Genomic DNA, 21,730 nt, shown 5'->3' with positions numbered 1-21,730 from the left:
ATGAAAATTGGAATTATCGGCGGAGGCTCCGTCGGTCTTTTATGCGCCTATTATTTGTCACTTTATCACGACGTGACTGTTGTGACGAGGCGGCAAGAACAGGCTGCGGCCATTCGGTCTGAAGGAATCCGGCTTTATAAAGGCGGGGAGGAATTCAGGGCTGATTGCAGTGCGGACACGAGTATCAATTCGGACTTTGACCTGCTTGTCGTAACAGTGAAGCAGCATCAGCTTCAGTCTGTTTTTTCGTCGCTTGAACGGATCGGGAAGACGAATATATTATTTTTGCAAAACGGCATGGGGCATATCCACGACCTAAAAGACTGGCACGTTGGCCATTCCATTTATGTTGGAATCGTTGAGCACGGAGCTGTAAGAAAATCGGATACAGCTGTTGATCATACAGGCCTAGGTGCGATAAAATGGAGCGCATTCGACGATGCTGAACCAGACCGGCTGAACATCATGTTTCAGCATAACCATTCGGATTTTCCGATTTATTATGAGACGGATTGGTACCGTCTGCTGACGGGCAAGCTGATTGTAAATGCGTGTATTAATCCTTTAACTGCGTTATTGCAGGTGAAAAATGGAGAACTGCTGACAACGCCAGCTTATCTGGCTTTTATGAAGCTGGTATTTCAGGAGGCATGCAGCATTTTAAAACTTGAAAACGAAGAAAAGGCTTGGGAGCGGGTTCAGGCCGTTTGTGGACAAACGAAAGAGAATCGTTCATCAATGCTGGTTGACGTCATTGGAGGCCGGCAGACGGAAGCTGACGCCATTATCGGATACTTATTGAAGGAAGCAAGTCTTCAAGGTCTTGATGCCGTCCACCTAGAGTTTTTATATGGCAGCATCAAAGCATTGGAGCGAAATACAAACAAAGTCTTTTGAGCTTTTTCGGTAACATGCTATACTCATTTCGGATCACTAACTATTTATTGGAGAAAGGAAGTTCTAGAAGATGCAGCTAACTGAACTTTCCATCAAAAATCAGAATGTGTTTGTACAGCACTATATAGATGGCAAAGAAGAAATGTCTTCTTTTTTTGATTACAGTATTCATCATAAGGACATGTGGCGCGAAAGACTGGAAGACTTATCTTCCCGGTTTTTCGCAAGAGAGGAATTGGCGGCGTACTTAACCTCTTACCATAATAAATTCGGTTCAAGTGCGATGCAGTCTGCTATTGAGAAGCTGAAGGACCCGTCAAGTGCCGCTGTAGTCGGCGGACAGCAGGCAGGACTTTTAACAGGACCGCTTTACACCATACATAAAATCATTTCAATCATTGTTTTAGCAAAGCAACAAGAAAAGGAACTGCAAGTGCCTGTCATACCAATCTTCTGGGTGGCTGGAGAAGACCACGATTTGGATGAGATTAATTTTGTTCACACATCTGAAGAGAATGGGCCTGTGAAAAAAAAGCTGCCTCAGTCTTATTGGAAGAAATCATCAGCCGCGAGTACATCGCTTGATCAGGAAAAGTGTGCCGCGTGGATAGATGATGTTTTTGCCGCTTTTGAAGAAACAGACCATACGAATACACTTCTCGACAATGTGAAACGATGTTTAAGGGAATCTGTTACGTTTACTGACTTCTTTGAACTGCTGATCGCGGATTTGTTCCAAGAAGAGGGCTTAGTTTTATTAAATTCTGGGGATCCGGGGATTAAAAAGCTGGAAACGGCCATGTTCCAAAAGATTCTTCGAGAAAATGATGAACTCGCCCGGGCTGTATCAGATCAGCAGGCCTTCATGCGTCAAGCAGGCTACAAACCGATTATCGAGTCCGGAAAAGAGCAGGCGAATCTGTTTTATGAATACGAAGAAGAGCGTTTTTTAATTGAAAAAGATAACGGCCGATTTGTCATCAAAGAGCTTGATCTAGGATGGACGATGGATGAACTTCATACACATATGGAAGAACATCCAGAGCGTTTCAGCAACAATGTTGTAACGAGACCGTTAATGCAGGAATTTCTCATTCCGACTTTAGCATTTATTGCAGGGCCTGGAGAAATCAACTATTGGGGCGAGCTCAAACAGGCTTTTGCGGTGATGGGTTTCAAAATGCCTCCTGTCATGCCAAGGCTGAACATTACGATACTTGAGCGGCATATTGAGAAAAAACTGGCTGAACGGAATATCTCGTTACAAGACGCGATTGAGAGCGGAACGGAGAATCAAAGAGAGACATACTTCGAGCGCCAGATTCCGGAAGAGTTTACGGCGGTGATGGATCAGGCGAAAAGCCAAATTGAAGCGATTCACAAAACGGTCCGGCAGGAGGCGTTAAAGGTTGATCAAAGCATGGAACCTTTACTCCTGAAAAATGCCGCTTTTATTCAGGATCAGCTTCAATTCTTAGAGCACACGGTGACGAAGCGAATTGAAGAAAAAGAAGGCTACGTCTTGAAGGATTATGAAAGAATTCAAAATAGCATTAAGCCGCTTCTTGCGCCGCAAGAACGGATTTGGAATATCATGTATTATTTGAACAGGTACGGTCCAAAATTCTTCACGACATTCAAGAATCTGCCATTTTCTTTTCAAAATCAACATCAAGTTGTCAAACTTTGAAATAAAGTTTTAAAGAACCCTGAATAGTTCAGGGTTTTTTTTTATGGGTAAACAGTGTAAAATGAAGTTGTGGAGCGAAGTGGTGAATAGTGGTGAGTTAAGGAGAGAAAGTGGGGCAAGAGATCATGTTTATGGGTGAATATCAGCATACCATCGATGCGAAAGGCCGCATGATCGTACCCGCTAAATTTAGAGAAGGCCTAGGTGAGCAATTTGTGCTGACTAGAGGACTTGACCAATGTCTCTTCGGCTACCCTATGCACGAATGGAAACAAATTGAAGAAAAACTAAAAGCTCTGCCTCTCACAAAGAAAGATGCCCGCGCGTTTACCCGTTTCTTCTTTTCAGGGGCGACTGAATGCGAACTGGACAAGCAAGGCAGGGTAAATATCGCATCATCTCTATTGAATTACGCCAAACTGGAAAAAGAATGTGTTGTTATCGGGGTTTCTAATCGAATTGAATTGTGGAGTAAAGTAATTTGGGAACAATACACAGAAGAGCAAGAAGATTCATTTGCTGAAATTGCTGAAAACATGATTGGGTTTGATATATAATGATTCTTCGTGTATAACACTCTAAAAACAATTTCAATTCATCCTGATAAAAGGTGGGACCAACACAATATGTTTCAACACAAGACAGTACTTCTTCGTGAAACCGTAGACGGACTTAATATTAAACCAGACGGTACATATGTAGACTGCACACTCGGCGGAGCTGGGCATAGTACATACTTATTGCAGCAGTTATCCGAGAAGGGGCGTTTAATCGCTTTTGACCAAGATGATACGGCATTACAGCATGCTAAAGAAGTGTTGTCCGATTATAAAGGACAGCTCATTCTGATTAAAAGCAATTTCAGGTATTTAAAAGAATGTTTGAATGAACAAGGCATTACAGAAGTAGACGGTATTTTATTTGATTTAGGGGTGTCCTCTCCGCAGCTGGATACACCTGAGCGCGGATTCAGTTACCATCATGACGCACCGTTGGACATGAGGATGGACCAGTCGGCTACGCTTTCGGCGAAAGAAGTCGTTAATGAGTGGCGCTATGAGGATCTCGTCCGTATTTTCTTTAAATACGGAGAAGAGAAGTTCAGTAAACAGATCGCCAGAAAAATTGAGGAGGCAAGAATGAAGTCTCCTATTCAAACTACGGGCCAACTGGTCGATCTAATAAAAGACGCGATTCCCGCTCCAGCGAGAAGGAGCGGCGGACATCCCGCTAAACGCGTGTTTCAGGCAATCAGAATTGCCGTAAACGATGAACTTAGGGTGTTTGAAGAAGCTTTGGAGCAGGCAATTGAGGTTCTGAAGCCAGGGGGCAGGGTATCGGTCATTACCTTCCACTCGCTAGAAGACAGAATTTGCAAAACCACTTTTAAAGAAAAGTCGTCGCTTCCGGAACTTCCTCCGGGGCTTCCTGTTATACCGGAAGAGTTTGAACCGGAGCTGAAGCTCATCACACGAAAACCGATTACGGCATCTCAAGAAGAGCTTGAAGAGAACAACCGGGCTCGTTCTGCCAAGCTTCGGATTGCTGAAAAAAGAAAATAACGAAACGCGAACGCAAAATTAAAAGGAGGTCATCAGCCTATGAGCAATTTAGCTTACCAACCAGAGAAACAGCAGCGGCATGCGATCAGTCCTGAGAAAAAAGTGATTGTCAAGAAAAGGGCTTCCATTACTCTCGGAGAAAAAGTGCTTCTTGTCCTCTTTGCTGCGGCGGTGCTCAGCGTATCGCTTTTGATCGTATCGAAGGCGTATGCGGCATATCAAACCAATATTGAGGTGCAAAAGCTTGAGGAGCAAATTTCATCCGAAAATAAGCAAATTGGTGACCTCGAAAAAAGCGTTGCTGATTTAAGCAAACCGCAGCGCATTATGGACATTGCGAAAAAGAACGGCTTGAATTTAAAAGATAAAAAAGTGAAAAACATACAGGAATGATTCAAATGCCAAAAAAGAATAAATTTATGAATAGAGGAGCAGCGATTCTAAGTATTTGTTTCGCTCTCTTTTTCTTTGTCATCCTGGGGAGAATGGCATATATTCAAATAACCGGAAAAGCGAACGGCGAAGTGCTTGCGACAAAAGCGACAGAGCAGCATGAAAAGAAACGGACCATCGAAGCGAGCCGCGGCTCGATTTTAGACCGAAAAGGAAAAGTCATTGCAGAGGACACAGCGACGTATAAACTGATTGCGATTCTCGATAAAAAAATGACCACTGATGTCAAGCATCCTCAGCATGTTGTAAACAAAGAAAAAACGGCGGAAGCATTGTCTAAAGTGATAAACTTGGACAAGGCCGACATCCTTGATATCTTAAATAAAGATGCAAAACAAGTCGAGTTTGGCTCAGCTGGCCGGGATATTACGTATTCACAAAAGCAAAAAATTGAAAAAATGAAACTCCCGGGCATTTCATTTTTGCGGGATACAAAACGCTACTATCCAAATGGTATTTTCGCATCCAATTTAATCGGCTATGCCGAGGTTGATCAAGACACAAATGAAATTTCCGGCGCGATGGGGTTAGAAAAAGTGCTGGATAAGTATTTGAAGGAGCGCGACGGATATGTGACATATGAAAGCGACAAATCCGGCTGGGAGCTCCCGAACAGCAAAAATAAAATTACAGCGCCAAAAAATGGTGACAATGTATATTTAACCATTGACCAGAATATTCAAACCTTTTTGGAAGACAGTATGACAAAAGTGGCGCAAAAGTATAATCCGAAAAAAATCATGGCCGCAGTCGTTGATCCGAAAACGGGCAAAGTCCTTGCCATGGGACAGCGCCCAAGCTTTGATCCGAACAAGCGCGATGTGACAAACTACTATAATGATTTGATTTCATATGCGTATGAGCCCGGATCAACGATGAAGATCTTTACACTCGCTGCTGCGATGCAGGAAAACGTGTTTAATGCGAACGAAAAATATAAATCAGGGACATTTGAAGTTGGCGGAGCACCTGTCAGGGACCATAATAGAGGAATAGGCTGGGGACCGACAACCTATCATGACGGCGTTCTAAGATCGTCGAATGTCGCTTTTGCGAAACTGGCGAAAGAAAAGCTGGGATATGACCGCCTCAATCAATATTTGCACAAATTCAATTTTTACCAGAAAACAGGTATTGATTTGCCTGGAGAAGTCTCCAGCAAAATCAACTTTAAATATGAATTTGATAAGGCGTCAACTGCATATGGCCAAGCGTCTGCGGTCACACCAATTCAGCAGATTCAGGCCGCAACGGCAATTGCAAATGACGGCAAAATGATGAAACCTTATGTGATTGACCATATCGTTGATCCCGATAAAGATAAAACTATTTATCAAAATAAGCCGGAATCAGCCGGAACCCCAATTTCTGCAAGCACAGCGAAAAAGGTGCGGGATATATTGGGAGAAGTTGTTACGTCGAAAATCGGAACAGGGCAAGCATATAAAATCGAAGGTTTTGATGTTGCCGGGAAAACAGGTACTGCGCAAATAGCCGGTAAAGGCGGATATTTAGACGGCACAGATAACTATATCTTTTCTTTTATGGGTATGGCGCCAAAAGATGATCCTGAGCTTTTAATTTATGTTGCTGTACAGCAGCCGCAACTAAAAGCAGGACAAAGCAGTTCAGATCCAGTATCAGAAATCTTCAATCCAACAATGAAAAATAGCCTGCACTACCTAAACATCGAACCAACTGAAAAATCTGACTCAGATAAGGAAGAAACAAAAGCGCAGACAATGCCTGATTTAACAGATCAAACGGTAGCTGCTGCTCAAAAGAAAGCAAAAGAGGAGAATCTCACACCAATTGTCATCGGCAGTGATGTCGCTGTAAAAGAACAGTATCCGAAAGCGGATGAGGAAGTTCTCACCAATCAAAAGGTCTTCCTGAAAACGGGCGGCAAAATCAAAATGCCTGATATGACAGGCTGGTCGAGAAGAGAGGTTCTGCAGTACGGCGAGCTCGCGGGAATTCATATTGAAGTAAGCGGACAAGGCTACGCTGTCAGCCAAAGTGTTAAGAAAGACAAAGAAATCAAAGACAAAACCGTAATCAAGGTTAAGTTTAAAAATCCTGATTAAAAAGAAAGCCGTCGTTATGCAGGCTTTCTTTTTTTATGCCTTCAGAGGAGCATCGTTCTACCTGTCCAAATTCAGGCATAAAATGAAACAAGCCTAAATAAGGAGTGAACGGTCTCTTGCGCGTCTCGAATGTAACGGTTAGAAAACGTTTATTATTTGTTTTGCTTTTTGGCGTGATCGTGTTTCTGATCATTGATACAAGGCTGGGGTATGTTCAGTTTGTGATGGGCGAAAAACTGACTTCGCTAGCGAAAGATTCCTGGAGCCGGAACTTGCCGTTTGAGCCGGAGAGAGGCGAGATTCTGGATCGGAATGGTGTGAAGCTCGCAACAAATAAAAGTGCGCCGACCGTATTCGTCGTGCCGCGCCAAGTTCAGAATCCGATGAAAACGAGCAAGCAGCTTGCGGCGGTGCTCAATATGTCAGAAGAAAAAGTATATAAACATGTGACTAAAAAAGCGTCAATCGAAAAGATCACTCCTGAAGGGAGAAAAATTTCAAATGAGAAGGCGAAGGAAATTAAAGCGCTTGATTTAAAAGGTGTGTATGTTGCGGAGGACAGTATCCGTCATTACCCGTTCGGCAGCTTTTTATCTCATGTGCTTGGATTTGCAGGAATTGACAACCAAGGACTCCTTGGATTGGAAGCCTATTACGACGATGATTTAAAAGGGGAAAAAGGTTCTGTCAAGTTTTATACAGATGCCAAGGGTAAAAAAATGCCTGATGAAGCGGATGACTATACGCCGCCTAAGGATGGGCTTGATATGAAGCTGACGGTTGATTCAAAGGTCCAGACGATAATGGAAAGAGAGCTTGATAACGCTGAGGCCAAATATCATCCGGACGGCATGATTGCCGTAGCCATGAATCCGAAAAACGGAGAAATTTTGGGGATGTCTAGCAGGCCTGACTTCGACCCTGCTGATTACCAATCTGTTGATCCGTCCGTCTACAATCGAAACCTGCCAGTATGGAGCACGTATGAACCGGGATCTACCTTTAAAATTATTACACTTGCAGCAGCCCTTGAAGAGCAAAAAGTAAATTTGAAACGGGATCAATTTTATGATAAAGGGCATGCGGAAGTGGACGGAGCGAGACTGCGGTGCTGGAAAAGAGGCGGGCACGGGCTTCAGACGTATCTGGAAGTTGTGCAGAACTCCTGCAACCCGGGGTTTGTTGAATTAGGCGAGCGCTTAGGAAAGGAAAAGCTTTTCAAATATATCAAAGACTTTGGTTTTGGACAAAAAACGGGGATTGATCTCCAAGGCGAGGGAACAGGCATCTTATTCCCGCTTGAGAGAGTGGGCCCGGTGGAGCAAGCAACTACGGCTTTCGGACAGGGAGTATCCGTCACGCCGATTCAGCAAGTTGCAGCAGTATCCGCCGCTGTAAACGGAGGAACGCTCTATACACCTTATATTGCAAAGGAATGGATCGATCCTGTTACGAAGAAAACGGTCAAAAAACAATCACCAATCGCAAAGAAACAAGTCATTTCTGAGGAAACATCCAAACAAATCCGCTATGCTCTAGAAAGCGTCGTCGCAGAAGGAACCGGCCGCAATGCATTTGTAGAAGGATATCGTGTCGGAGGAAAAACGGGAACTGCACAAAAGGTTAAAGATGGAAAATATCTTGAAAACAACCATATTGTATCATTTATCGGTTTCGCGCCAGCTGATGATCCGAGTCTAGTCGTCTACGTTGCGGTGGATAACCCGAAAGGCACGATTCAGTTTGGCGGAACGGTGGCAGCGCCTATTGTCGGAAATATTATGAGAGACAGTCTGCCGGAACTTGGTGTGAAGCTCCGGAAAAATCAAATCGAGAAAAAATACCAATGGAACGACACAAAAACAATAGAAGTTCCGAATGTTGTAGGGATGTCTGTCTCAGATCTTGAGTCACTATTGGTGAATCTCAATGTGGATGCTTCCGGGAAAGGGAGCAAAATCGTTAAACAATCGCCAGCTGCCGGAACGAAAGTAAAAGAAGGCTCAAAGATACGCGTGTATTTGACTGAAGAAGATGAAAAGGAGGCAGCCGATTGATTCGGGCTGCCTATTCTTTTATTGCAGAAAAAATGCTGATATCTTTCAAGATTAGCTGGATGTATCCTTTTATTTACGCTAAAATATGAACTGTATGCTTAAAATCATTACCACATCATTTGATGTGACTTCAATGATAAAAAGAACGAATTAGAATGTTGAGAGGTTTGATACGATGAAACTTACAAAGCTGCTTACATACTTAACAACCGAACCTTCTGTAAACGACTCACAAGACCCTGAAATAACTTCAATTGAGATGGACTCCAGGGAAGTAAAGAAAGGGAGTCTTTTTGTATGTGTAAAAGGGTATACGGTGGATGGCCACGATTTTGCGCAAAAAGCAGTAGAAAACGGTGCAGCGGCTATTGTGGCAGAAAGAGAGGTCGATGTGAATGTTCCTGTTATTATTGTCCGGCAGTCACTTCGCGCGCTCAGCGTTTTGTCTGATGCGTTTTACGGACAGCCGACGAAGAAGCTTCAGCTGATTGGGATAACAGGGACAAACGGCAAAACATCAACGACCCACATGGTCGATGAGATTCTGAAAAAAGCGGGAAAACGCACAGGCTTGATCGGTACAATGTACATGAAAATCGGAGACGAAACACTTCCTGTTAAAAACACGACTCCGGAAAGCGTCACGCTGCAGAAAACGTTTAAGAAAATGAATGACAAGCATGTTGACACTGCAATCATGGAGGTTTCTTCCCACGCTTTGTCTTTAGGACGCGTCCATGGCTGTGATTATGATATTGCCGTGTTTACGAATTTAACACAGGACCATCTGGACTATCATAAAACGATGGATGAGTACCGGCATGCAAAAAGCTTGCTCTTTTCCCAACTTGGCGGGGCTTTCAACCATGAACATCCAAAGCGTGCCGTCCTGAATGCTGACGATGAGGCGAGCGCTTATTTTGAAAAGGTAACAGCTGCGCATATCTCTACATACGGAATTAAAAACGATGCTGATGTGATGGCGAAGAACATCAGTATCACTGCACAGGGCACAAGCTTTGATCTCGTGACAAACAAAGGCACGAAGCACATCACGATGTCTCTCGTCGGACAATTTAATGTGTATAACGTGCTGGCCGCTGTTGCGACATGTATTGCAGCAGGCATACCGTTTGAAATCATCACTGAGGCTGTTGAAGAATTGCATGGTGTAAGAGGCCGTTTTGAATTGGTCAATCAGCAGCAGGAGTTTCCTGTCATTGTAGACTACGCGCACACACCGGACAGCCTTGAAAATGTGCTGGAGACATGCAGAGACATGACGGAAGGAAAGCTATTTGTCGTTGTCGGCTGCGGAGGAGACAGAGATAAGACGAAGCGCCCGAAAATGGCTAAAATTGCTGTGGAGCTGGCTGACGAGCCGATTTTCACGTCAGATAACCCGAGAAGCGAAGATCCTCGCGCGATTTTAAGAGATATGGAAGCCGGAGTAGAGAACGCATACTATCACAGTATTGCAAACCGCGAGCAGGCGATCTTTTTCGCAATTGCCAATGCCAAAAAAGGCGACGTTGTCCTCATTGCCGGAAAAGGACATGAAACCTATCAGCAGATCGGAAATGAAACTTTCGATTTTGATGATGCTGAAGTAGCGGCGAGAGCCATTGTTGAACTCAATAAGAATAAGACGAATTCATAGGAAAGAGATGTTACTGAATAATGGAGCTTGAAAAGATTTTTCATATGGAAAAAAATCATGAATATGATAACTACGTATGTCGTTTGAAAGAAACAGGAGGAGAAAAGGACAATGCTTGAGCAAGTCATTCTGTTTACAATTTTAATGGGGTTTTTAATTAGTGTTCTGCTCTCTCCGATTCTTATTCCGTTTTTAAGAAGATTAAAATTCGGCCAGAGTATTAGAGAAGAAGGACCGAAATCACATCAGAAAAAATCAGGGACACCGACAATGGGCGGGGTCATGATCATACTTTCTATCATAGTGACAACAATTGTTATGACACAGAAGTTTTCAGAAATAAGCCCCGAAATGGTGCTGCTTCTGTTTGTTACGCTAGGCTACGGTTTGCTTGGCTTTTTAGATGATTACATCAAGGTTGTCATGAAGCGCAATCTTGGATTGACATCAAAGCAAAAGCTGATCGGACAAATTATTATTGCAGTTGTATTTTACGCCGTGTATCATTACTACAATTTTGCGACGGATATTCGCATTCCTGGAACTGACTTATCATTTGATCTTGGCTGGGCTTACTTTATCCTTGTGCTCTTTATGCTTGTCGGCGGATCAAACGCAGTTAACCTGACTGACGGCCTTGACGGGTTATTATCCGGTACTGCGGCGATTGCCTTTGGCGCCTTTGCCATTCTGGCATGGAATCAGTCTCAATATGACGTAGCGATTTTCTCAGTTGCCGTTGTCGGTGCAGTTCTGGGCTTCCTTGTATTTAATGCTCATCCGGCCAAAGTTTTTATGGGAGATACGGGATCGCTTGCATTGGGAGGAGCCATCGTTACCATTGCCATTTTAACGAAATTAGAGATCCTGCTGGTTATCATCGGCGGTGTATTCGTTATCGAGACATTATCTGTTATTTTGCAGGTCATCAGCTTTAAAACGACAGGTAAACGAATCTTTAAAATGAGTCCGCTTCATCACCATTATGAGCTTGTCGGCTGGTCTGAATGGAGAGTAGTCGTGACGTTTTGGGCTGCGGGACTTTTGCTTGCCGTTTTAGGAATTTACATCGAGGTGTGGTTATAAGTGGAAAATGATCAATTTTTACAGAAACAGCATTTTTTAATCCTTGGGCTTGCGAAAAGCGGATATGCGGCGGCCTCCATTCTTCATGAAAAAGGCATTTATGTTGCAGTCAATGACCAAAAGCCTTTTGAAGAAAATGAACCGGCACAAAAGCTTTCTGAAAAAGGAATCGAAGTTGTTTGCGGAGAGCATCCAGTTTCTCTGTTCGATCAGCATCAAATCACGATTCTGATCAAAAACCCGGGAATTCCTTATGAAAATATTATGGTTCAGGAAGCGGAGAAAAGAGGTATTCCGGTTTGGACGGAAATTGAGCTCGCTTACTACCTGACCAGCGCCAAGTTTATCGGGATTACCGGATCGAACGGTAAAACGACCACGACAACGCTAATTTACGAAATGCTCAAAGCTGACTCGCAAAAAGCACTGATTGCCGGAAACATCGGCACAGTCGCAAGTGAGGTTGCCTATCATGCTGATGGAGATGAATGGATCGTTACCGAACTGTCTTCGTTTCAGCTGATGGGAACACACGCTTTCAGACCGGAAATCAGCCTGATTTTAAATGTATTTGACGCCCATCTGGATTATCACCATACGCGCGAAAACTATGAAAAAGCGAAACAGAAAGTGTACCTTCATCAGACTGCTTCAGATAAAGCCATTGTCAACCAGGATGATGAAACCGTCGTGCGTCTTGCTGAAGCCGGAAAAGCCGAAATCGTCCCATTTTCAGTCAGCAAAACGCTTGAACAGGGCGCATATGTAAAAGACAGTATGATTATGTTTAACGGCGAAGCCATTCTTCCTCTGGAAGAGGTTGTGCTGCCCGGTGCTCATAACCTGGAGAACATTTTAGCAGCTATTGCAGTTGTGAAAACGGCAGGAGCATCCAATGAGGCGGTTAAAAAGGTGCTGACAAGCTTTACTGGTGTGAAGCACCGCCTCCAATATGTCACAACTGTGAATGGCCGCAAATTTTATAACGACAGTAAAGCAACAAACATTCTGGCGACAAGCAAGGCGCTTTCAGCTTTTGATAAGCCGGTCATTCTGCTTGCGGGCGGACTGGATCGCGGAAATGGTTTTGATGACTTGAAACCTTATATGAAGCATGTCAAAGCAGTGCTTACATTTGGCCAGACGGCGCCAAAACTCGAGAAACTCGGCAATGAACTGGGAATACAACATGTCAAACGTGTCGATAATGTTGAACAAGCAGTATCTGCGGCGTTTGCGCTCTCAAATGAAGGAGATGTCATCCTGCTGTCACCCGCGTGTGCGAGCTGGGATCAATTCAAAACATTTGAAGAACGCGGTGACATGTTTATAGATGCCGTGCATATGCTTAAGTAAGGGCTTGTCTTGAAGTAAATCGGCAGCCCTAATGACTTTAAGCTTGGGGTGTCGATTGCTTTGACTACTAAAAAAACATCGCCTGATTTGTTATTGGTCATCATTACGTTATTATTATTAACAATCGGATTAATTATGGTGTACAGTGCGAGTGCGGTATGGGCGGATTATAAATTTGACGACTCATTCTTTTTCGCGAAACGGCAGCTTTTGTTTGCGGGAATCGGCGTCATTGCTATGTTTTTTATCATGAATGTCGATTATTGGACTTGGAGGACATGGTCCAAATTGCTGATGGTTATCTGCTTTTTCCTTCTGGTGCTTGTTTTGATACCGGGCGTCGGAATGGTGCGGAACGGTTCAAGAAGCTGGATCGGAGTCGGAGCATTCAGCATACAGCCTTCAGAGTTTATGAAGCTTGCGATGATTGCATTCCTTGCTAAATTTCTCTCTGAAAAACAAAAAAACATCACATCGTTCAGACGGGGGTTCGTCCCTGCACTTGGCATCGTGTTTTCAGCATTTTTGATTATCATGTGCCAGCCTGACCTCGGAACGGGGACAGTAATGGTCGGAACTTGTATTGTCATGATTTTTGTAGCCGGCGCGCGGATCGCCCATTTCGTCTTTCTCGGACTGATCGGCCTCAGCGGATTTGTCGGGCTCGTACTATCAGCTCCATATCGGATTAAGCGGATTACCTCATACTTAAATCCATGGGAAGACCCGCTCGGAAGCGGATTTCAGATCATTCAATCGCTTTATGCAGTGGGGCCCGGCGGGTTGTTTGGAATGGGGCTCGGACAAAGCAGACAGAAATTCTTTTATCTGCCTGAGCCGCAAACAGACTTTATTTTCGCCATCTTGTCAGAGGAGCTGGGCTTTATCGGGGGAACACTTATTTTGCTCCTCTTCAGCGTCCTGCTGTGGAGAGGAATCAGAATTGCGCTTGGTGCCCCTGATCTGTACGGAAGCTTTGTCGCAGTCGGTATTATTTCAATGATTGCCATTCAAGTCATGATCAATATCGGCGTAGTCACGGGCCTGATTCCTGTAACAGGCATCACGCTCCCGTTTCTGAGCTACGGAGGCTCTTCATTGACTCTAATGCTGATGGCAGTTGGTGTGCTGCTGAATGTAAGCCGCTACTCGAGGTATTAACGAATGTATGTCCATGCTTCCTGTCTAACATGAAGCTTGGAAACAATTGATGCGATAACCCTGTCCAACAAAACAGGGTTATCGTTATGTTATAGAGAAACTTAGACTGGGGGAAAAGAAATGCGAATTGCAATAAGCGGAGGCGGTACAGGGGGACATATTTATCCTGCGCTTGCTTTTATTAAAGAAGTGCAAAGACGTCATCCTAATGTGGAATTTTTATATATTGGAACAGAAAACGGGCTGGAGAAAAAAATTGTTGAGCGGGAGAATATACCGTTTCGTTCAATTGAAATTACAGGATTTAAAAGAAAATTGTCATTTGAAAATGTCAAGACTGTGATGCGTTTTCTGAAGGGCGTCAAAAAGAGTAAATCGTATTTAGCGGAATTTAAGCCCGATGCCGTAATTGGAACGGGCGGTTATGTATGCGGGCCGGTTGTCTATGCCGCTGCGAAAATGGGAATTCCGACTATTGTCCATGAACAAAACAGCCTGCCGGGCATCACGAATAAGTTTCTTTCAAAATATGTTAATAAAGTAGCGATTTGTTTTGAAGAAGCGAAATCACATTTTCCTAGCGAGAAAGTTGTATTTACGGGAAACCCGCGAGCCTCTGAAGTCGTCTCAATAAAGACGGGACGATCAATGGCTGAATTTGGGCTTTCTGAAGAGAAAAAAACGGTCTTAATTTTCGGCGGAAGCCGAGGCGCTGCACCGATTAACCGCGCTGTCATTGACATGCAGGATGCGCTGAAAACAAGAGACTATCAAGTGCTGTATATCACCGGTGAAGTTCACTATGAAAAAGTAATGAATGAGCTGAAAAGCAAGGGTGCCGCTGATAATATGGTCACAAAGCCGTTTCTTCATCAAATGCCTGAGTATTTAAAGGCCATTGATGTCATTGTGGCCAGAGCCGGTGCGACAACGATTGCCGAAATTACTGCTCTCGGAATCCCAAGTGTTCTGATCCCGAGTCCATATGTGACAGCGAATCACCAGGAGGTCAATGCGAGATCTCTCGGCCAGCATGATGCGGCGATTGTACTGAAAGAAACAGAGCTCAGCGGGGAGAAGCTGATTGAAGCGCTAGACCGAATTGTACTGAATGAGCAAACGTTAAAGGAAATGAGCGAACGAACAAAGTCACTCGGTGTTCCTGACGCGGCTGCCCGTTTATACAGCGTACTCGAGGAATTAAAAAAATAGTAGAAAAGCAAATGGAATGCGGAGGTTTACGATGGAGAAAGTGATACAGGAATTAAAAGAACGCGAAGTCGGCAAGGTTCTTGCAAATGAACCGCTCGCGAATCATACAACGATGAAAATCGGCGGACCTGCGGATGTATTGGTCATTCCAAGCAGTGTAGATGCTGTTAAAGACATCATGGACGTGATTAAAAAATATGATGTGAAGTGGACAGTCATCGGCCGCGGATCAAATCTTCTTGTTTTAGATGAAGGAATTAGAGGCGTAGTGATCAAGCTGGGTGCGGGTCTTGACCATTTGGAGCTTGAAGGGGAACAAGTAACAGTCGGAGGCGGTTATTCAGTGGTCCGCCTTGCTACATCATTGAGCAAAAAAGGCCTGTCCGGTTTGGAATTTGCTGCCGGCATTCCAGGATCAGTCGGCGGAGCGGTTTATATGAATGCCGGCGCTCACGGTTCTGATATGAGCGAGATTCTCGTCAAAGCGCATATTTTATTTGAAGACGGAACGATTGAGTGGCTGACAAATGAGCAGATGGATTTCAGCTACAGGACATCTGTACTGCAAAAGAAACGCCCGGGCGTTTGCCTTGAAGCTGTTTTGCAGCTGGAGCAGAAGGATAAGGAATCAATCGTTCAGCAAATGCAAAGCAATAAAGACTATAGAAAAAATACACAGCCGTATTCAAGCCCTTGTGCGGGAAGCATATTCAGAAATCCGCTTCCGAATCATGCCGGGAACCTTGTAGAAAAAGCAGGCTTGAAAGGATATCAAATCGGCGGTGCAAAGATATCGGAGATGCACGGAAACTTCATCGTCAATGCGGGAGGAGCATCAGCAAAAGATGTGCTTGATCTCATTGACCATGTGAAAAAGACAATCCGTGAAAAATACGAGATTGATATGCACACAGAGGTTGAAATCATCGGCGGAAATCGCTGATTCAAGTTCTGACTGAAGCTGTTCATATGATATACTGTAAGCAAACGACAAACGGCATCATAGTATGCCGTTTGTTTTGGAATAGACAGACTTTTAACAGCTGTTTCATTTGAATGAGGTGAACAGGCAATGAACCCGGGTCAAGACCGAGAAAAAATCGTTAACATTGAAGAGCGGATCCCTAAAATTAAAGAGCAGAGGAAACAAAAGGCAAACCGCCGTCTCATTTCATTTATTATGCTCTTTTTTATTATGGTGCTGATCATTGTGTACCTGCAAACACCAATCAGTAAAGTATCAACAATCTCTGTTACAGGGAATGAAAATGTATCAAAAAAGGAAATTATCGACCTTTCCGATATTAACAGCGGAGATACTGAGTTTTGGAGTTTGGACAAGCAAAAAACAGAAAAGAAGATTCAGCAAAATAAATTAGTGAAAAAAGCGGAGATCAGCAAATCGCTGCCTAATAAAATCAACATTGCAATCGAAGAATATAAAGCGATTGCTTATTTAGAAAAAGACGATGTGTACTATGAAGTGCTTGAAAACGGCTCAGTTCTGCCAAACGAAGTAACGCCGGATGATGCCGGACCGATTTTAGTGAATTGGACAAACGCGAAGAAGCGGTCTCAAATGGCCAAGCAGCTCGATGCGTTGTCAAAGTCGTTAAAACAGTCGATTTCAGAAATTTATTATACGCCTGTAAAAATGGATGAAAACCGTATTAAGTTGTACATGAACGACGGTTATGTTGTTACGGCATCTATTAAAACGTTTGCAGACCGAATGAAGACGTATCCTTCTATCATCTCACAGCTAAGCAGCAATAAAAAAGGAATCATTCATTTAGAAGTTGCCACCTATTTTGAAGAGTTTGGAAAAAACGATAAAGCTGCTAAAAAGGAAGATGAAAATTGAGGGGCAAATCAGCAGTCCTTCTTTCCTTGATTATGCTTATCGCAGGTTTTTTGATTTCATTTTCTTTTCAAATGACAAAAGAAAACAACAAAAGCGCGGCTGAGACGGAAGAGTGGAAAAAAGAATATGCGCTGAGAGATGAACTGCTGAAACAAGAGAAAGAAAATAAGAAGTTTGAAAAAGAATTATATCAAAAGCAAAACAAAGTCCGCCAGGCGGAAAATAAGCTGAAGAAAGAGAAGTCGGAATACTATAATGTCCTCGAAGATACAGAAAAATACAGGATGTATATTGGGGAAGTCGGTGTGCAGGGAGAAGGCGTTGAGGTGACATTGGAAGATGCGTCATACATACCGGAAGGGGAGAATGTGAATAGTTACATCGTTCACGAAAGCCATATCTTCCAAGTAGTAAACGAACTGTATATCTCAGGAGCGGCAGCTGTCGCCGTTAATGGACAGCGTTTGACGCATGATTCGTATATCAAATGCAATGGTCCTGTGGTAACGGTAGACGGGGTGCAGCATCCCGCTCCGTTTACGGTATCCGCTATTGGAGATCCAGATGTCCTGCTGCCCTCGTTAAATATCGCTGGAGGCCTAATTGATCAGCTGTCAATGGATCATATTTCTGTGTCGGCAGAAAAAGAGAAAAACGTACAAATGAAACCGATTCTGAAAACGAAGGAATGACTGAAAAAGCGGGTGAAATAGATTGAAAATAAAGCGTTCCTTCATAAGCATCAGTGTTCTTATGGTCATCTTCGGCCTGATGATATCTGTTCAGTTTAATTCGTTAAAGCACCCCAAAGTCCGGGATACAAGAGATATGTGGGATATTAGGGAAGAGCTGACATCAGAGCAGAAGAAGCAGGAAAAGCTGCTGGCTGAAATAAACAAATATGACAAATTGCTGAATAGCTATTCGCAAACGAAAGAAATGACAAAAGAAACCGCGCTAAATAATACCTTGCAATCCTTAAAAAAAACAGCCGGCATGACCGATATAACAGGTAGCGGAATTGTCATTACGATTTCCCCGCTTTTTTCTGAAAGCTTAACAGGAGAGCCGATCGAAAATCCGCCTCCGGATTTGCTGAAAAAGCTGATAAATGAACTCAACTCCTACGGTGCAGAGCATATCTCGATTAATGAGCGAAGAGTTGTGAATCATACAGTCATCAGAGATATAAACGGCACTACAAAAATAGACGGATACGCCCTTGACGATTATCCTTTAACAGTAAAAGTGCTTGCCAAAGATCCGGACATGTTACACAGCAGAGTGAAGGGGTCAGGCCTTGAGGATCTTTTTGCATCTGAAAATTTAGCATTAAAAGCCGGTAAATCTGAAAGCAAACTAATATTAAAAGCATATGACAGACCACTGGACGTACAACAGCTGAAACTGCTTAAAGACTGAAAAGGAGGAGAATTGTCATGTGGCTGCCCGTGTTGGGACTGGTGCTCGGAATAGCGATTGGACTAATGACAAACTTAACGATACCGAGTGAATACTCAAACTATTTATCGCTTGCGGTGCTTGCCGCACTTGATACATTAATCGGCGGAATCAGGGCGCATTTACAAGGTACATATGATGAAATGGTATTTGTTTCCGGTTTCTTTTTTAATATTATATTGGCAATAAGTTTAGCTTTTCTGGGAGTCCATCTTGGTGTAGACTTGTATTTAGCAGGTATATTCGCATTTGGAGTCAGATTATTTCAGAATATAGCCGTTATCAGAAGAAATCTACTAACAAAGTGGACTCTTTCTAAAAAAAATAAAAAAAATGTGATATAAAAGAGGATATACATAGGATATAACGAATATTTTCAATAAACATAAAATGTGAAAAGCACATAAAAATATTCTGTTGTTATTTTTTGTTACACACTTGTAAAGCCACATTCATTGTATTGTTGTTCCGCAAATAATAGAATAGAAATGATCGAAATGTGAGGAGGTGCCATAGAATGAACAACAATGAACTTTACGTCAGTCTTGACATCGGTACGTCCAATACAAAAGTGATCGTCGGAGAAATGACAGATGATTCCCTTAATATTATCGGTGTGGGAAATGTACCGTCTGAAGGGTTGAAAAAAGGCTCAATCGTTGATATAGATGAGACCGTTCATTCTATAAGAAAAGCGTTTGACCAAGCTGAAAGAATGGTAGGTTTTCCGCTTAGAAAAGCTATTGTCGGCGTTAATGGAAATTATATCAATATTCAAGATACAAACGGTGTTGTAGCAGTTTCCAGTGAAAATAAAGAAATTCAGGTTGAAGACGTACGCCGTGTCATGGAGGCGGCACAGGTTGTTTCAGTACCGCACGAACAGCTGATTGTCGATGTTATTCCTAAACAGTTTATCGTAGATGGAAGAGATGAAATCACCGACCCGAAAAAAATGCTGGGGGTGCGTTTAGAAGTAGAGGGCACCTTGATCACCGGTTCAAAAACAATCTTACATAATTTACTCCGCTGCGTTGAAAGAGCTGGTATTGAAATAACTGATATTTGCCTTCAGCCGCTGGCAGCCGGTTCTGCTGCATTATCAAAGGACGAGAAAAACCTTGGTGTGGCTCTCATTGATATAGGGGGAGGGTCAACAACCATTGCCGTATTCCAGAACGGACATCTCACTTCTACCCGTGTCATTCCTCTCGGAGGCGAAAATATCACCAAAGATATCTCCATCGGATTGAGAACGTCAACAGAAGAAGCAGAACGCGTGAAAAAGCAATTTGGACATGCCTACTATGACGAAGCCTCGGAAGATGAAATTTTTGAGGTAACCGTTATAGGCACCAATCAAAAACAAACATTTACACAGCAAGAAGCAGCGAATATCATTGAAGCGAGAGTAGAAGAAATTCTTGAAATTGTTTCAGAAGAGCTTCGCAGTATGGGAATTACCGATCTGCCGGGAGGCTTCGTGCTGACAGGAGGACAAGCAGCTATGCCGGGTGTCATGTCTTTGGCACAGGATGTGCTGCAAAACAATGTCAGAGTGGCAAGCCCGAATTATATCGGTGTAAGAGATCCTCAATATATGACGGGAGTGGGCCTGATCCAATTCGCCTGCCGGAATGCAAGAATCCAAGGCAGAAAAATAGGCTTTAAGATGCCTGAAGAAGCGATACAGGAAATCGCAGTCTCATCATCTGAGGAACAAGAGCAGCATCATCACCAAAATGAGGTGCAGCAGCGGCCAAAAGGAAAACAAAAAACACAAGCCGAACATAATAAACAGAGCAAAATGAAAAAACTATTAAGCATGTTTTGGGAATAGATAGATAGTCATTCGGCAGATTAGGAGGATTTAGCATGTTGGAGTTCGAAACAAACATAGACGGCTTAGCATCAATTAAAGTAATCGGAGTAGGAGGCGGCGGTAACAACGCCGTTAACCGAATGATTGAAAATGAAGTGCAAGGAGTAGAGTATATCGCGGTAAACACGGACGCTCAAGCTCTTAACCTGTCAAAAGCAGAAGTGAAAATGCAAATCGGCGCAAAGCTGACTAGAGGATTGGGAGCAGGTGCGAATCCGGAAGTCGGGAAAAAAGCCGCTGAAGAAAGCAAAGAGCAGATTGAAGAAGCACTTAAAGGTGCTGACATGGTATTCGTGACAGCTGGTATGGGCGGCGGAACAGGAACAGGTGCCGCACCGGTTATCGCACAAATCGCGAAAGACTTAGGCGCATTAACTGTCGGCGTTGTGACAAGACCGTTTACCTTCGAAGGACGCAAAAGACAGCTTCAGGCTGCAGGCGGAATCTCGGCAATGAAAGAAGCGGTGGATACACTGATCGTGATCCCGAACGACCGTATCCTTGAAATTGTTGATAAAAACACACCGATGCTTGAAGCATTCCGTGAAGCGGATAACGTACTTCGCCAAGGGGTTCAAGGTATTTCTGACTTGATTGCTACACCTGGTCTTATCAACCTTGACTTTGCTGATGTGAAAACAATCATGTCAAACAAAGGATCTGCTTTGATGGGTATCGGTATTGCTACTGGGGAAAATCGCGCGGCAGAGGCAGCAAAAAAAGCAATTTCCAGCCCGCTTCTTGAAGCGGCCATTGACGGTGCGCAAGGCGTCCTCATGAACATCACTGGAGGAACAAACCTCAGCCTATATGAGGTTCAGGAAGCAGCAGACATTGTCGCTTCGGCGTCTGATCAAGACGTAAACATGATTTTCGGTTCTGTTATTAATGAAAATCTAAAAGATGAGATTGTGGTGACAGTGATTGCAACCGGCTTTATCGAACAAGAGAAGGACGTGACGAAGCCTCAGCGTCCAAGCTTAAATCAAAGCATCAAAACACACAATCAAAGTGTTCCGAAGCGTGAGCCAAAACGTGAGGAGCCTCAGCAGCAGAACACAGTAAGCCGTCATACTTCACAGCCGGCTGATGATACGCTTGACATCCCGACATTCTTAAGAAACCGTAATAAACGCGGCTAATGTAAAGGACAAAATCGTTTTCGATTTTGTCCTTTTTTGTTTTTCTCTTCACACTTTCCTTCTTATAAAGTCTTTTTCCCTATTGCTTCCTTCGCTTAGTAACAAAACAGATAATTAGATCTATTTATTTTTGTGACATTTTTATCATTTTCATATATTT

At 43.4% G+C, this 21,730-nt stretch carries 19 protein-coding genes; all 19 read left to right on the top strand.

From position 1 onward, the window contains the following. The 19 genes from PUN35_RS06465 (at position 1) to ftsZ (ending at position 21,570) form a co-directional block, all read left to right on the top strand. On the top strand, positions 1-897 hold the full coding sequence (locus tag PUN35_RS06465) for a 2-dehydropantoate 2-reductase (protein ID WP_014479721.1): 897 nt from the start codon (positions 1-3) through the stop codon (positions 895-897). A gap of 70 nt (positions 898-967) precedes the next feature. Continuing rightward, a complete protein-coding gene (bshC, locus tag PUN35_RS06460) occupies positions 968-2,587 on the top strand; it encodes a bacillithiol biosynthesis cysteine-adding enzyme BshC (protein ID WP_014479722.1) in 1,620 nt (539 codons plus the stop codon). A gap of 125 nt (positions 2,588-2,712) precedes the next feature. Further along, a complete protein-coding gene (gene mraZ, locus PUN35_RS06455) occupies positions 2,713-3,144 on the top strand; it encodes a division/cell wall cluster transcriptional repressor MraZ (protein ID WP_003221402.1) in 432 nt (143 codons plus the stop codon). A 69-nt stretch (positions 3,145-3,213) separates the two neighbouring features. Further along, positions 3,214-4,149, top strand: a complete 936-nt coding sequence (gene rsmH / locus PUN35_RS06450; protein ID WP_014479723.1) for a 16S rRNA (cytosine(1402)-N(4))-methyltransferase RsmH — start codon at positions 3,214-3,216, stop codon at positions 4,147-4,149. A 39-nt stretch (positions 4,150-4,188) separates the two neighbouring features. Next, complete coding sequence (ftsL, locus tag PUN35_RS06445; protein WP_003232200.1) at positions 4,189-4,542, top strand: cell division protein FtsL; 354 nt, start codon at positions 4,189-4,191, stop codon at positions 4,540-4,542. Then, positions 4,539-6,689, top strand: a complete 2,151-nt coding sequence (gene pbpB, locus PUN35_RS06440; protein WP_014479724.1) for a penicillin-binding protein 2B — start codon at positions 4,539-4,541, stop codon at positions 6,687-6,689. The genes ftsL and pbpB overlap by 4 nt, the downstream gene beginning before the upstream one ends. A gap of 116 nt (positions 6,690-6,805) precedes the next feature. Then, on the top strand, positions 6,806-8,746 hold the full coding sequence (locus PUN35_RS06435) for a stage V sporulation protein D (RefSeq protein WP_014479725.1): 1,941 nt from the start codon (positions 6,806-6,808) through the stop codon (positions 8,744-8,746). A 175-nt stretch (positions 8,747-8,921) separates the two neighbouring features. After that, positions 8,922-10,406 carry a UDP-N-acetylmuramoyl-L-alanyl-D-glutamate--2,6-diaminopimelate ligase gene (locus PUN35_RS06430; protein ID WP_003245326.1) on the top strand — a complete coding sequence of 495 codons (1,485 nt, stop codon included), beginning with the start codon at positions 8,922-8,924 and terminating at the stop codon, positions 10,404-10,406. Positions 10,407-10,517: 111 nt separating this feature from the next. Continuing rightward, positions 10,518-11,492, top strand: coding sequence for a phospho-N-acetylmuramoyl-pentapeptide-transferase (mraY, locus tag PUN35_RS06425; RefSeq protein ID WP_003232192.1), 975 nt, complete (start codon positions 10,518-10,520; stop codon positions 11,490-11,492). Next, positions 11,493-12,848 carry a UDP-N-acetylmuramoyl-L-alanine--D-glutamate ligase gene (gene murD, locus PUN35_RS06420; protein ID WP_003232189.1) on the top strand — a complete coding sequence of 452 codons (1,356 nt, stop codon included), beginning with the start codon at positions 11,493-11,495 and terminating at the stop codon, positions 12,846-12,848. 60 nt (positions 12,849-12,908) lie between these two features. After that, positions 12,909-14,009, top strand: a complete 1,101-nt coding sequence (spoVE, locus tag PUN35_RS06415) for a stage V sporulation protein E (protein WP_003244810.1) — start codon at positions 12,909-12,911, stop codon at positions 14,007-14,009. Between the two features lie 120 nt (positions 14,010-14,129). Further along, positions 14,130-15,221 carry an undecaprenyldiphospho-muramoylpentapeptide beta-N-acetylglucosaminyltransferase gene (gene murG, locus PUN35_RS06410; RefSeq protein WP_014479726.1) on the top strand — a complete coding sequence of 364 codons (1,092 nt, stop codon included), beginning with the start codon at positions 14,130-14,132 and terminating at the stop codon, positions 15,219-15,221. Between the two features lie 31 nt (positions 15,222-15,252). Next, positions 15,253-16,164, top strand: a complete 912-nt coding sequence (gene murB, locus PUN35_RS06405) for a UDP-N-acetylmuramate dehydrogenase (RefSeq protein WP_003232182.1) — start codon at positions 15,253-15,255, stop codon at positions 16,162-16,164. 129 nt (positions 16,165-16,293) lie between these two features. After that, positions 16,294-17,085, top strand: coding sequence for a cell division protein DivIB (divIB, locus tag PUN35_RS06400; protein ID WP_014479727.1), 792 nt, complete (start codon positions 16,294-16,296; stop codon positions 17,083-17,085). Continuing rightward, entirely contained in the window at positions 17,082-17,777 is a 696-nt protein-coding gene (locus tag PUN35_RS06395) for a DUF881 domain-containing protein (RefSeq protein WP_003245024.1), read from the top strand. The genes divIB and PUN35_RS06395 overlap by 4 nt, the downstream gene beginning before the upstream one ends. Before the next feature lie 22 nt (positions 17,778-17,799). Next, the gene (locus PUN35_RS06390) at positions 17,800-18,507 is read left to right on the top strand and encodes a DUF881 domain-containing protein (RefSeq protein WP_019712168.1); all 708 of its coding nucleotides are present in this window, start codon (positions 17,800-17,802) and stop codon (positions 18,505-18,507) included. A gap of 17 nt (positions 18,508-18,524) precedes the next feature. After that, a complete protein-coding gene (locus PUN35_RS06385) occupies positions 18,525-18,890 on the top strand; it encodes a small basic family protein (protein WP_003238683.1) in 366 nt (121 codons plus the stop codon). 173 nt (positions 18,891-19,063) lie between these two features. Beyond that, positions 19,064-20,386, top strand: coding sequence for a cell division protein FtsA (gene ftsA / locus PUN35_RS06380; protein ID WP_003232169.1), 1,323 nt, complete (start codon positions 19,064-19,066; stop codon positions 20,384-20,386). A gap of 35 nt (positions 20,387-20,421) precedes the next feature. Then, positions 20,422-21,570, top strand: a complete 1,149-nt coding sequence (gene ftsZ / locus PUN35_RS06375; RefSeq protein WP_003232167.1) for a cell division protein FtsZ — start codon at positions 20,422-20,424, stop codon at positions 21,568-21,570. Positions 21,571-21,730: the final 160 nt, after the last annotated feature.

The organism is Bacillus sp. N3378-2at, from assembly GCF_033412715.1.
In the GTDB taxonomy this organism is placed as follows: Bacteria; Bacillota; Bacilli; order Bacillales; family Bacillaceae; genus Bacillus; species Bacillus subtilis.
The sequence above is the reverse complement of the archived record's forward strand: the minus strand, read 5'-3'. Positions and strand labels throughout refer to the sequence as shown.

What these genes read in the sequence shown, in the direction of transcription:
- PUN35_RS06465 (WP_014479721.1), top strand. Translation starts at nt 1, where the DNA reads ATGAAAATTGGAATTATCGGCGGAGGCTCCGTCGGTCTTTTATGCGCC.
- bshC (WP_014479722.1), top strand. Translation starts at nt 968, where the DNA reads ATGCAGCTAACTGAACTTTCCATCAAAAATCAGAATGTGTTTGTACAG.
- mraZ (WP_003221402.1), top strand. Translation starts at nt 2,713, where the DNA reads ATGTTTATGGGTGAATATCAGCATACCATCGATGCGAAAGGCCGCATG.
- rsmH (WP_014479723.1), top strand. Translation starts at nt 3,214, where the DNA reads ATGTTTCAACACAAGACAGTACTTCTTCGTGAAACCGTAGACGGACTT.
- ftsL (WP_003232200.1), top strand. Translation starts at nt 4,189, where the DNA reads ATGAGCAATTTAGCTTACCAACCAGAGAAACAGCAGCGGCATGCGATC.
- pbpB (WP_014479724.1), top strand. Translation starts at nt 4,539, where the DNA reads ATGATTCAAATGCCAAAAAAGAATAAATTTATGAATAGAGGAGCAGCG.
- PUN35_RS06430 (WP_003245326.1), top strand. Translation starts at nt 8,922, where the DNA reads ATGAAACTTACAAAGCTGCTTACATACTTAACAACCGAACCTTCTGTA.
- mraY (WP_003232192.1), top strand. Translation starts at nt 10,518, where the DNA reads ATGCTTGAGCAAGTCATTCTGTTTACAATTTTAATGGGGTTTTTAATT.
- murG (WP_014479726.1), top strand. Translation starts at nt 14,130, where the DNA reads ATGCGAATTGCAATAAGCGGAGGCGGTACAGGGGGACATATTTATCCT.
- murB (WP_003232182.1), top strand. Translation starts at nt 15,253, where the DNA reads ATGGAGAAAGTGATACAGGAATTAAAAGAACGCGAAGTCGGCAAGGTT.
- divIB (WP_014479727.1), top strand. Translation starts at nt 16,294, where the DNA reads ATGAACCCGGGTCAAGACCGAGAAAAAATCGTTAACATTGAAGAGCGG.
- PUN35_RS06385 (WP_003238683.1), top strand. Translation starts at nt 18,525, where the DNA reads ATGTGGCTGCCCGTGTTGGGACTGGTGCTCGGAATAGCGATTGGACTA.
- ftsA (WP_003232169.1), top strand. Translation starts at nt 19,064, where the DNA reads ATGAACAACAATGAACTTTACGTCAGTCTTGACATCGGTACGTCCAAT.
- ftsZ (WP_003232167.1), top strand. Translation starts at nt 20,422, where the DNA reads ATGTTGGAGTTCGAAACAAACATAGACGGCTTAGCATCAATTAAAGTA.